Origin of the sequence: Caviibacterium pharyngocola, assembly GCF_002795405.1 — a bacterium.
Classification (GTDB): Bacteria; Pseudomonadota; Gammaproteobacteria; order Enterobacterales; family Pasteurellaceae; genus Caviibacterium; species Caviibacterium pharyngocola.
The window spans coordinates 23,741-35,641 of sequence record NZ_PHGZ01000013.1 but is presented as its reverse complement, the minus strand read 5'-3'; the positions used below and the strand labels follow the sequence as shown (position 1 = coordinate 35,641).

General features: G+C 44.5%; 11 protein-coding genes. All 11 read right to left on the bottom strand.

The features are described 5' to 3' along the window. Positions 1–112 precede the first annotated feature (112 nt). Entirely contained in the window at positions 113–994 is an 882-nt protein-coding gene (gene prmA, locus CVP04_RS05550) for a 50S ribosomal protein L11 methyltransferase (RefSeq protein ID WP_100296527.1), read from the bottom strand. A 51-nt stretch (positions 995–1,045) separates the two neighbouring features. Further along, the gene (gene panF, locus CVP04_RS05545) at positions 1,046–2,485 is read right to left on the bottom strand and encodes a sodium/pantothenate symporter (RefSeq protein ID WP_100296526.1); all 1,440 of its coding nucleotides are present in this window, start codon (positions 2,483–2,485) and stop codon (positions 1,046–1,048) included. Beyond that, positions 2,482–2,730: a YhdT family protein gene (locus CVP04_RS05540; protein WP_100296836.1), complete on the bottom strand. Its 249-nt coding sequence runs from the start codon at positions 2,728–2,730 to the stop codon at positions 2,482–2,484. Before CVP04_RS05540 ends, panF begins: the two co-directional genes overlap by 4 nt. Positions 2,731–2,840: 110 nt before the next feature. Continuing rightward, on the bottom strand, positions 2,841–4,187 hold the full coding sequence (accC, locus tag CVP04_RS05535; protein WP_100296835.1) for an acetyl-CoA carboxylase biotin carboxylase subunit: 1,347 nt from the start codon (positions 4,185–4,187) through the stop codon (positions 2,841–2,843). A gap of 72 nt (positions 4,188–4,259) precedes the next feature. Continuing rightward, positions 4,260–4,718, bottom strand: a complete 459-nt coding sequence (gene accB / locus CVP04_RS05530; RefSeq protein ID WP_100296525.1) for an acetyl-CoA carboxylase biotin carboxyl carrier protein — start codon at positions 4,716–4,718, stop codon at positions 4,260–4,262. 148 nt (positions 4,719–4,866) lie between these two features. Further along, on the bottom strand, positions 4,867–5,334 hold the full coding sequence (aroQ, locus tag CVP04_RS05525) for a type II 3-dehydroquinate dehydratase (protein WP_100296524.1): 468 nt from the start codon (positions 5,332–5,334) through the stop codon (positions 4,867–4,869). Positions 5,335–5,417: 83 nt separating this feature from the next. Next, on the bottom strand, positions 5,418–6,425 hold the full coding sequence (gene menC, locus CVP04_RS05520) for an o-succinylbenzoate synthase (protein WP_100296523.1): 1,008 nt from the start codon (positions 6,423–6,425) through the stop codon (positions 5,418–5,420). Positions 6,426–6,481: 56 nt separating this feature from the next. Further along, positions 6,482–7,339 (bottom strand): 1,4-dihydroxy-2-naphthoyl-CoA synthase, encoded by an 858-nt coding sequence (gene menB, locus CVP04_RS05515; protein WP_100296522.1) that lies wholly within the window; start codon positions 7,337–7,339, stop codon positions 6,482–6,484. Positions 7,340–7,652: 313 nt separating this feature from the next. After that, positions 7,653–8,867, bottom strand: a complete 1,215-nt coding sequence (locus tag CVP04_RS05510; RefSeq protein ID WP_100296521.1) for a BaiN/RdsA family NAD(P)/FAD-dependent oxidoreductase — start codon at positions 8,865–8,867, stop codon at positions 7,653–7,655. Between the two features lie 178 nt (positions 8,868–9,045). Next, entirely contained in the window at positions 9,046–10,428 is a 1,383-nt protein-coding gene (melB, locus tag CVP04_RS05505; protein ID WP_100296520.1) for a melibiose:sodium transporter MelB, read from the bottom strand. A 93-nt stretch (positions 10,429–10,521) separates the two neighbouring features. Next, positions 10,522–11,874 (bottom strand): alpha-glucosidase/alpha-galactosidase, encoded by a 1,353-nt coding sequence (gene melA, locus CVP04_RS05500; RefSeq protein ID WP_100296519.1) that lies wholly within the window; start codon positions 11,872–11,874, stop codon positions 10,522–10,524. Between the last annotated feature and the right edge of the window lie 27 nt (positions 11,875–11,901).

The window sequence follows — 11,901 nt, the reverse complement described above, 5'->3', positions numbered from 1 at the left end:
CCCATTTGAAAAGCATATTTTTTATACAAAACGCATTTTTTTTCGATTCGTTAATTAATGTCTAAATTTCATTAAATTTCTATCGAGAAACCGTTTTTTATGCTTGACAAATTTACTTCAATTTCCCTGTAATACGGCTCCATTCCTCGCGAACTTTCACCTCATCCAGCGCAAACGTTTGCTCGTAAGCCTCACACACCGACGGTGCTTGCGTCTCTAAAATACCGGATAATCCCAACACGCCTTGCGGTTTCACTAAGCGGCTGATTACCGGATAGAGTTCTTTCAGCGGGCCGGCTAAAATATTCGCCACCACCACATCCGCTTGCAAATCCGCCGGTTTGTTTTGCGACAAGAAAAGCTGTAAGCGATCCGCCACGCCGTTTTGTTCGGCATTATTTTTGCTGGCTAAAATCGCTTGCGGATCAATGTCGATTCCCACCGCACTTTTTGCGCCTAATTTCAACGCGGCAATGGCTAAAATACCGGAGCCGCAACCGAAATCGATTACGGTTTTACCTTCCAAATCCAAACCGTCCAGCCATTCTAAACATAACGCAGTGGTCGGGTGAGTTCCCGTGCCGAACGCCAAGCCCGGATCCAACATTACATTCACTGCGTCGGGATCGGGAATCTCACGCCAGCTCGGACAAATCCATAAACGCCGCCCGAATTGCATCGGATGAAAATTATCCATCCATTCGCGTTCCCAATCTTTATCTTCGATTTGTTCGATTTTATACGCGCTTTGCTCGTCAAGATGACCAGCTTGTTGCAACGCGCGCACAATCCGTTGCATATCCGTTTCCGCATCGAACAACGCGATGACGTCGGTATTACCCCACAGGCGCGTTTCGCCCGGCAGCGGTTCGAAAATCGGCGTATCCTGACTATCCATAAAAGTCACCGACACCGCGCCGATTTCATCCAAATAATCGCTAAGCTTTTCCGCTTGTTGATTGGTGCTGTTAATTCTGATTTGTATCCAAGCCATTTTGTTTCCTTTTGTTTTCTCGTTAAATTATCGCAAAAGTGCGGTGTTTTTTTAACGATTTTTTTGTTTGTTTCGTTTTACGCCGAAGTAATTTCCCACTAAAAATGCCGCTAAACCGAAGACTAATGACGGCACGATTGCGTGGAAATTCAGTAGTTTAATTGAAAGCGAAGTCAGTAAAATATAACTGCCGAGTCCGATCACCATTGAACTGATCGCGCCGTAGGCATTGGCTTTATCCCAATATAAACCGAGTACGATCACCCATAAAAATGCGGCTTCCAATCCGCCGAAAGCGAAAAGATTCAACCAGATAATCATATCCGGCGGATTCAGCGCGGCAAAAATGAGCAGCGCAGTCAAACCGAGCGTAATCAGGGAAGAAAGCCGGCTGATTTTCTTCTGATTTTGCGCCATTTCCGGTTTTGCCGATAAATATAAATCTTTGACGAAAATCGACGACGATTGAATCAGTTGCGCGTCAATGGTGGACATAATCGCCGACATTGGCGCGGCTAAGAAAATACCGGCGACGACCGGCGGTAAAACGTGCAGCATTAAAGTCGGGATCACTTGATCCGGCACGGTTAAATCCCCAATCACTGCACGACCTAATGCACCGGCAAGGTGCATTCCGAGCATAATCACACTCAAAACGACGGTGCCGATCAACATTCCGTTATGCAGTGCTTTACTGTCTTTAAACGCCATACAACGCACCGCCGTATGCGGTAAGCCGACCACGCCGAAACACACCAAAATCCAGAAAGATGCCATAAATTGGAAATCCAACATATCGTTCGGTCCGTAAGGCGTAACTAAGTGCGGGTCGATTTCCGTTAATTTTTGCACCGCACTTTCCACGCCGCCGGCGGCATAAACGGTTGCCACAAGCAAGATGATCGTGCCTAAAATCATTACCGTGCCTTGAATGGTGTCGGTCAACACCACGGCGCGAAATCCGCCGATAAAGGTGTAAAGCCCGACGGTTAAGGCGAAAATCAGCAAGGCTTGCGTATAACCGATGCCGATAGTCGTTTCTAATAAACGCGCGCCGCCGATAAATTGCACGGTCATCGCAGCGAAAAAGGCGATCAACAAGGCAAAGCCGGAAATCCACACTAAGAATTTATTTTTATAGCGATAAAGTAGCAAATCGTTAATGGTCAGCGCATTGGTTTCGCGCGATAACAAGGCGAATTTTTTCCCTAATGCACCCAACGCCAACCACACCGCCGGCACTTGAATCATCGCCAGCAATACCCAACCTAAACCGAATTTATAAGCAGCGCCGGGCCCGCCGATAAAGGAACTGGCGCTGGCATAGGTGGAGGCGGTAGTCATCGCCAAGACAAAACCGGTCATCGAGCGGTTGCCCACATAATATTCGGTCAAAAAATCATTACCGGAACGTTTGACATAAGCATAAATCGCCGCACCGAACACGAAGGTTAAATAAATTCCCAACGGAAGAATAATTCCCAAATTCATTTTTCTTCCTCATTTTCAAGTGAAATGTCCTGATAGACGATTTTGATGACCCAGTACGCCACAACGATGAACAATACGGGAAGATAAATACAAGCCAATTCGAACCATAACGGGAAACCGAGCGGCCCGCTTGTTTCTTTCGGCAAATACGCACACAGACACCAACCGATGACATAAAGCACGGTTAGCCCCAATGCCCAGCGCGCCTCTTTCGACGCTTGTTTGTAACGTAAGTTTGTTTGCATTTTTTTCATTTCCATTGTATGAGAGTAATTTTTATCGTTTTTGCGAATAGGCGAATTTCACCTATAAAAAAAGTGGAAATTACTCCACTTTTTTCATTAAATCAAATCGTTTAATCACGCATTCCCAGTTTTTTCTCTAGGTAATGAATATTCGTGCCGCCTTTTTGGAAATTTTCATCGGCTAAAATCAATTCGTGTAACGGAATATTGGTTTTAATACCGCTGATAATAGTTTCCGCCAATGCGTTTTGCATACGACGAATCGCCACTTCGCGCGTGTCGCCGTAAGTGATCAATTTTGCGATCATCGAATCGTAATGCGGCGGTACGGTATAACCGGCATAAACGTGAGAATCCCAACGCACGCCCAATCCGCCCGGCGAATGTAAATGCGTTACTTTACCCGGCGACGGTAAGAAGGTATTCGGATCTTCCGCATTAATTCGGCATTCCATTGCGTGACCTTTCACTTGAATATCTTCCTGTTTGAAGGAAATCGGTAAACCGGAGGCAATACGCAACTGCTCTTTCACCAAATCCACGCCCGTGATCATTTCGGTCACCGGATGTTCCACTTGGATCCGCGTGTTCATTTCGATGAAATAAAATTCGCCGTTTTCATATAAAAATTCAAACGTACCCGCACCGCGATAGCCGATTTCTACACAAGCTTTCGCACAGCGCGAGCCGATGTCGCGACGCACTTCTTCGCTGATTCCCGGTGCCGGCGCTTCTTCCACCACTTTTTGGTGACGACGCTGCATCGAACAATCGCGTTCGGCAAGATACACGGCGTTGCCGTGGGTGTCGGCTAACACTTGGATTTCGACGTGACGCGGATTTTCCAAGTATTTTTCCATATACACCATATCGTTATTAAACGCCGCTTTCGCTTCCGCTTTGGTCATTGCGATGGATTCTTCCAAGGCGCTTTCACCGCGCACCACGCGCATACCGCGCCCGCCGCCACCGCCGGAAGCTTTAATAATCACCGGATAACCGATACATTTGGCGATTTCTTTATTTTTCGCCATATCCGAACCCAACGGGCCGTCCGAGCCCGGCACGCAAGGCACGCCGGCTTTTTTCATTGCGTTAATCGCGGACACTTTATCGCCCATTAAACGAATCACGTCCGCTGTCGGGCCGATAAAGGTAAAACCGGAACGCTCGACTTGTTCGGCAAAATCCGCATTCTCCGACAAGAAACCGTACCCCGGATGAATCGCATCCGCGCCGCTCACTTCGGCGGCGGCAATGATCGCCGGAATATTCAAATAACTTTTCACGGAAGGCGCCGGGCCGATACAAATGGTTTCATCCGCCAATAAAACGTGTTTCAATTCACGGTCGGCGGTGGAATGAACCGCAACGGTTTTAATCCCCAGCTCTTTACAGGCGCGTAAAATACGCAAGGCGATTTCGCCGCGGTTGGCAATAACAACTTTTTCTAACATAAGCATTTACTCTTAGCCTATTCGGGTCTGTTGACCTTGGCGTAGATCGACAAAGATCTACGAAAAAACGAATTATTCGATAACGATTAACGGTTCGTCAAATTCAACCGGCTCGCCGTCATTGACAAGAATCGCTTTCACCACACCGGCCTTATCCGCTTCGATACGGTTCATCATTTTCATCGCTTCAACGATACATAACGCATCGCCCACTTTCACGGTTTGACCGACTTCGACGAATACTTTTGCATCCGGACTTGGGCTACGATAGAAAGTACCCACCATCGGCGAACGAACGATATGACCGGACACTTCTTCCGCTGCAGCCGGTGCCGCAGGCGCTGCAACCGCAGGTGTCACAGCCGGCGCTACCGGAGCCGGTGTCGGCGCAGGAACCGTGTATTGCACGGCAGTCACCGCCGGCGTACCGCGATTAATGCGTACCGATTCTTCACCTTCCGAAATCTCAAGCTCCATAATGCCCGATTCTTCCACTAATTCGATAAGTTTCTTAATTTTACGAATGTCCATACTGTTTTCCTAAAATATTAAAAATTTTGACCGCACTTTTTTTATTGGACAAACAAAGCGCTAAAAAGTGCGGCGGGTTTCTTTTAAATTATCGCCCGTGAGATTACCTGAAAATCTGCGTGTTGGCGACAAAATTCTGCAAATTTCGCTAAATTTCCGTCATTTCGTTAATTCTCGGCAAATGCGCAACGGCATATTGCAAAGCGAATTCGTATCCTTGCGCGCCTAATCCGCAAATCACGCCTTCGGCAATATCGCTGAAATAAGAATGATGACGAAACGGCTCACGTTTATGTACGTTGGACAAATGCACTTCGACGAACGGAATCGCCACCGCCAACAAGGCGTCGCGCAAAGCGACGCTGGTGTGCGTGTAAGCCGCCGGATTAATAATAATAAAATCCACTTGACGGAAACTTTGATGAATACGTTCGATCAATTTTTCTTCGCTATTTGCTTGAAAACATTCTAATTCGATACCTTTTTGTTTTGCCGATTCGCTCAGTTGTTGCTCAATCGCCGCAAGAGATAAATGACCGTAATGCGCCGGTTCGCGCTTGCCCAACATATTTAAGTTCGGGCCGTTTAACAGCAAAATGCGTGGTAATTGCGACATAATTCCATCCTTTTTCCTTCAGAGACCGCATTATAGCGTTTTTTATAAAAATCGCAGTAAGATAAACTGTGGTCAAACCAATATTAAACTTGTTCGTCAAGATCAATCGCGCGAATAAACGGCGAATCCAATCCGATTAACGGCAAGGTCGAATCCGGCCATTGTCTTAACACTTGGTAATCCATCAAACTTAAAGTATCCAAGCCCGGCGTTACATTCGGCGTGTATTGCTGCGCAATGCGCGCAAGCTGAGTTAATCCGAGGCTACTTTCGATAGACGAACTGATTACCGCTTTAATCCCTTGTCGATGTGCTTGTTCGATGAGTTCGATACAATAATCCAGTGATCCGACCAATGTCGGCTTAATCACGATCGCTGCTAAGTGCGGTTCTTTTTCGACGCGAAATTGCGCTTCTCGCACGCTTTCGTCCCACGCAATAGCAATGCCGGTTTCCGCGGCGAATTGACGACTTGCCTCGCGCGTTTTGCAAGGTTCTTCCAAAAATTGAATGCGCGCGCGATGTTGCGGTTTGACATATTTGGCGAATAATTGCGCTTTTTCCGGCGTCCAACTGCGATTGGCGTCAAGGCGTAACTGTAAATCGGGAATGGCTTCCAACAACATATCGGCGATCATTCCGTCGCGATTTGCTTCATACATTCCCACTTTGATTTTGGCGACTTTCTCTCCTTGCATCTGATTCAAAGGTTCGTAAAGTTCGTCAGGATCGCCGTAACAAAGCGGCGCGACCTGATAATTCCCTTGCGCGTTCAATTTGCCTTTTAACTCCGCCAAAGCGCAGCTTAAACCGAATGCCACAGAAGGATAAAGTCCGTCCAAAGACAATTTTTGATTGTTGGCGCGGGCTTCGTCCCAGTTTTTCAGCCAAAGTGCGGTCTGTTTTTCCGCCATTTCCAAGGTTTCTTCGCTAAATTCGGGCAAAGGTGCGATTTCGCCCCAGCCTTCGTGTTGCCCGCATTGAATATGCACTAACAAGCCTTCACGCCGTTTCAAAAAACGATTGCGCAAAATCAGTTGGCTGTCAACGGGAATACTGTATTGATAAAGTTGATAACGGCGAGCGGTCATATTTTCCTACTTAATAAAACGCAGGGCGCACTTTGTCGCCCCGCTTTTCAACCCGATTAAGGATTACGTTTAAATTTACTGAAATCCGGCGCGCGTTTTTCGTTAAACGCATTGCGACCTTCCTGACCTTCTTCGGTCATATAGAACAACATTGTCGCGTTGCCCGCCAATTCTTGCAAGCCGGCTTGTCCGTCGCAATCCGCGTTTAACGCTGCTTTCAAACAACGCAAGGCAATCGGGCTGTTACGCAACATTTCGCGACACCAACGCACGGTTTCTTTTTCCAAATCCGCATAAGGCACGACAGTGTTCACCAAGCCCATATCCAAGGCTTCTTGCGCATTATATTGACGGCATAAGAACCAAATTTCGCGCGCTTTTTTCTGACCGATGATACGCGCCATATAACTTGCGCCCCAGCCGCCGTCGAAAGAGCCGACTTTCGGGCCGGTTTGCCCGAAGATCGCGTTATCCGCCGCAATGGTCAAATCGCATAACATATGTAAAACGTGACCGCCGCCGATAGCATAACCCGCCACCATTGCCACCACCGGTTTCGGGCAGCTGCGAATATCGCGTTGAAAATCCAATACGTTTAAGTGATGTACGCCGCTTTCGTCTTTATAACCGCCGTAATCGCCGCGCACTTTTTGATCGCCGCCGGAGCAGAAAGCTTTTTCGCCTTGTCCTGTTAATACAATAACACCGATTTTTTCATCGAAACGCGCATCCGAAAAGGCGTGAATCATTTCTTTGACGGTTTGCGGACGAAAGGCATTACGCACTTGCGGGCGATTAATGGTGATTTTGGCAATACCGTCGGCGGATTTGTGATACAGAATATCCGTATAGCCCTCGCTGTGATCCGCCCACTCAATCGGCGCATAAAGTACATCGTCTTTTGGGTTTTGCATTATTTATTCCTTCATTTTATCGGGTTGTAAAAAACCGAATCATTATATCCCAATCTCGAAAGGACTAAAAGTGCGGTTGATTTTGCTGAAATTTTTGCATAAAAAAGGAATCGAAGGGTACGATTCCTGAAATTGGTGACATTTTTTAATGCGTTAGTTTGTTGATAAAGTGTAATCGGTACAACCCGAACATCCTTTACATATTAACCCGAAGACATCGTTTACATTCATTTTGTAAACTCTCACCTAAAAATGGTGATAAACGGCTATATAGGTTCGTCATTGATTCGAAAAATTTGCGTGCCGCAATAAATCATTCCTGTGCGCAGATGCCCTGTGCGCAGGCATATGCCGAGCTCCACGCCCATTGAAAATTATAACCGCCCAACCAGCCGCTGACATCCAACACTTCGCCGATAAAATACAATCCTTTCACTCGTTTGCTTTCCATTGTTTTTGAAGAAATTTCATCAGTATCCACGCCGCCCAAAGTCACTTCCGCCGTGCGATAACCTTCCGTGCCGTTCGGTTGAAAATGCCAATGATGAACCGAATTCGTCAAATTTTCCAACCGCACTTTACTCATTTGCGCAATCACTTCATCTTGCAATATGCCTTGCGCAAGCCACAATTCGACCAATTTGTTCGGCAATAGGCGAGATAATGCGGTTTTTAACTGTAATTTCGGCGACGTTCGACGTAAATTCAAGATATATTGCGCAATATCTTCCGACGGTAATAAATCGATATGCAAACTTTCGCCCGACTGCCAATAATTCGAAATCTGCAGTGCCGCCGGGCCGGAAAGTCCGCGATGCGTGAATAATAAGCTGTTCGCAAAAGATTTTCCGCACGCCGCCGTAATCTCCACTGGCAGCGAAATACCGGAAAGTGCGGTGTAGAATTTGTCCGTTTCTCGCCAAGTGAACGGCACTAAACCTGCTCGCGGCGCAAAAACATTCAGCCCGAATTGTTGCGCGATTTGATAGCCGAAAGGCGTTGCGCCTAATCCCGGCATCGAAAGCCCACCGGTGGCAATCACCAAATTCCGGCAACGAATCGCCTGCCCGTTCGCATATAAAATAAAACGTCCCTGCGAATTATCATCTGCCCGCTCCACGCGTTCGATTTGTTGACGTAAATGAATATTCACCGCGTATTTTTCACATTCCGCCGCCAACATCGCCACAATATCTTCTGCGCTACGATCACAAAAAAGCTGTCCTTGTTCTTTCTCGTGATAAGCAATGCCGTATTGCGCGACCAAGGCGATAAAATCCCATTGGTTAAACCGCGCCAAGGCAGACTTTACAAAATGCGGATTATGCGAAAGATAGTGCTGCGGCGTGACATCAAGATTAGTGAAATTACAAAACCCACCGCCGGACATTAAAATTTTCCGCCCGATTTTTTTGCCATTATCCAGCACACAAACCTGCCCGCCGTTTTCGGCGATACGCGCCGCACAAAACAACCCCGACGCCCCCGCGCCGATAATAACGGTGTCATAAAAAACAAAGTGATTCATTCAACTTATCGCCTTTCCGGAAATCTTGGCGGGAAAGCTATCATTTTCTATGGGAAAAGTACAGTATATCTAGGACTTATTGATCTTCGTTCTAATAAAATCTGCACCTTACTAGGTTGGGTGTTTCGCCCGACTCTTGGGGTGCAGATCACATAAAGCTGCTGAATATAGCAAGATATTAATATCTTACATCTACTTTGCGATATTTATCTAATAATGTGATATTCACTTTTGCTAATAGATCTCCGTGTAATCGATAATAACGGAAATACACGATTAATTTAATGCCATAGAACATTATAGGTAGCGCAATCATAATTGCTTTCATCCAGAAAATCGTTTCCGGTGTTTGCTCAACATTAGGAATATAACCGATAGCGGTGAGTAAAACACCAATTAAGAAAGCTGATACAGCGGATCCTGCTTTAACTACCATTGTTTGTACGGCATAAGCAATGCTTTCCGAACGAATACTAAGTTTATATTCACCATAGTCAACAGTATCGGCAACCATAATAACTTGCAATGTCCAGAATATTGCACTACCGATCTGCATAAATACACCGGCTAAAATAATCATAAAGGCGCTCGTATTTTCCGCCAATCCGGCATAAGCTAAAATAGCACAGCTTAAAATAGAACTCACAGAAATACCTATCCATAATGTTCGGCGAGAAAAGAATTTCACTAAGCGTGAAAATAATATGATAACGGCAAGATTAGCAATACCCGCATAAGACATATAATATGGGAACATTTCTTTATCACCGACAACATAAGTGAAATAATATACCGCGAACCCAGAAATGATATTACCTGCAATATTGTAACAAAGCGCCATTATTAACAAGCTTAACAGCTGATCATTTTTCGGAATCAAAGATACTAATGTTTTTAGAGGAACTTTAGCAGCTGTTTGATTTCCGCCTTCAAGGTTATCCGATGAATATTTTTCCTTCACATTAATCAGCGTAATTACAGTTGAAATAACAAAGAAAGCAATGATGATCAAACAAAACATTCTAAAGCCGAAACTTTTATCATCTCCCCCGACATAATCAACAAACGGCATACAAATACCAGCTGTGACAAACCCTGCCAAACTTGCAAAGAAACGTGGATAAGGCACTAGTTCTTCTCGTTCACGTTGATCAAGCGTTAACGTCGGAGTTAAAGACCAAAAAGGAATATCCATTAACGTATAGGTCATCCCCCAAAGGATATAAGTCACTGCGATATAAATAATTAATGCGTCTCCGCTAAAGTAATCCGCGCAAAATAAAGAAAATAATGAAATGGAATTCAATATTGTGCCAATCAAAATCCACGGTTTGAATTTTCCCCAGCGTGTACGCGTATTATTAACAATCCAGCCCATAATAGGATCATTTAATGCGTCCCAAATTCTGGCTACCATAAAAATGGTTCCGACTGTTGCAGCAGATACACCGATAATATCAGTGTAGTAATACATTAAATACATATACACAATGCCTATGGCAAAATCTTTACCATATGCACCTAGCCCAAAACTAATTTTTGTTTTCATCGATAAGCTCATAAAAAACCTCCGCGTTATTTTAATAATGGGAAAAGGCGCTATTTTTGCTAATATCTAATCAATATTCCAAATCAACGCCTCTTTATTTTATGTTTATTGGTTAATCCATTCAGGCAACCAATCCTTATGAGCAATCAACAATTCATCAACTAGGCTATAAATTTCCTCCAACCCTAATGCTGCCGCAGTATGCGGATCCAGCATTGCAGCGTGATAAATACGATCACGATTTTGTGTTAATAAAGCCTCTGTAGCCAAACGTTGCACATTGATATTAGTCTGCATCAATGCCGCCAAATGATTAGGGATTGCACCTACTTTTGTTGGTCTAATACCATTCGCATCTACCAAACACGCAACTTCTACGCAACAATCCTGTGGTAAGTTATCTATTAAATCCACATTCTTCACATTTCCATAAATCACACTTGGCGTTCCTGTCCAAATAGAATTAATAATCGTACTTGCATATTCACGAGATTCTGGCATACAAATACTTTCCGCTTGTTTATATTCTTCTAAGTCTTTTTTCCATTTTGAAATTTGTTCAACACAACGTTTCGGGTATTCGTCAAGAGGAACCTTATAACGTTCGATCAAATCCGGGCGATTAGGTTTAATAAAGTACGGCGTATATTCAGCAAAATGTTCCGAAGATTCTGTTACAAAATAGCCTAATTTTTTCAGCATCTCATAACGCACAATATTGTTACAGCGCGGGTTATTATCCATTCTTGGCTTCGGCGCACGTCCACTTTCATACGCGGCTAATAAATCTGGATAAATACTCACATAGCTGCCATCCGCTTGTTTTTTCTCAAGATTGAGATAGAAAGCCATATGGTTAATTCCTGCGCAAACATAACGTAAATCCTGATGATTCAAATCTAAATCTCTGGCTAATTCTTCCGCTGTTCCTTGCACAGAATGACATAATCCAACTTGCTTAATTTGAGGATATTTCTCAAACATCGCCCAAGTATTCATCGCCATAGGGTTTACATAGTTTAGCATTGTCGCATTTGGACAAACTTCTAGCATATCGTCACAAATTTTCCATAAATGAGGAATTGTACGTAGCGCTCGCATAATGCCGCCAACGCCCAAGGTATCGGCAATAGTTTGCTCTAAACCATATTTTTTACAGATTTCAAAATCCGTTACCGTACAAGGCTCATAGCCGCCAATTTGAAAAGCGACAATAACAAAGTCAGCACCTTTTAACGCTTCTTTTTGATCTGTATAACATTCAATGATGCCGTTTGCACCGACAGACTTCATTAGTTTATCTATAACAAAGTGAGATTCCTGTAATCGATTCTCATCAATATCCATTAGTGCAATACGAGCTTGTTTTAACGCAGGCTTATGAAAAACATCACTTAAAATATTCTTAACAAAAACTGTAGATCCTGCGCCAATAAACGTGATTTTAGGGGAACTCATAGTATTACTCCTATAAAAATTAATTAC

Bases quoted from the DNA above. Each gene is read 5' to 3' on its own strand.
- prmA (WP_100296527.1), bottom strand. From the start codon at position 994: ATGGCTTGGATACAAATCAGAATTAACAGCACCAATCAACAAGCGGAA.
- panF (WP_100296526.1), bottom strand. From the start codon at position 2,485: ATGAATTTGGGAATTATTCTTCCGTTGGGAATTTATTTAACCTTCGTG.
- CVP04_RS05540 (WP_100296836.1), bottom strand. From the start codon at position 2,730: ATGCAAACAAACTTACGTTACAAACAAGCGTCGAAAGAGGCGCGCTGG.
- accC (WP_100296835.1), bottom strand. From the start codon at position 4,187: ATGTTAGAAAAAGTTGTTATTGCCAACCGCGGCGAAATCGCCTTGCGT.
- accB (WP_100296525.1), bottom strand. From the start codon at position 4,718: ATGGACATTCGTAAAATTAAGAAACTTATCGAATTAGTGGAAGAATCG.
- aroQ (WP_100296524.1), bottom strand. From the start codon at position 5,334: ATGTCGCAATTACCACGCATTTTGCTGTTAAACGGCCCGAACTTAAAT.
- menC (WP_100296523.1), bottom strand. From the start codon at position 6,425: ATGACCGCTCGCCGTTATCAACTTTATCAATACAGTATTCCCGTTGAC.
- menB (WP_100296522.1), bottom strand. From the start codon at position 7,339: ATGCAAAACCCAAAAGACGATGTACTTTATGCGCCGATTGAGTGGGCG.
- CVP04_RS05510 (WP_100296521.1), bottom strand. From the start codon at position 8,867: ATGAATCACTTTGTTTTTTATGACACCGTTATTATCGGCGCGGGGGCG.
- melB (WP_100296520.1), bottom strand. From the start codon at position 10,428: ATGAGCTTATCGATGAAAACAAAAATTAGTTTTGGGCTAGGTGCATAT.
- melA (WP_100296519.1), bottom strand. From the start codon at position 11,874: ATGAGTTCCCCTAAAATCACGTTTATTGGCGCAGGATCTACAGTTTTT.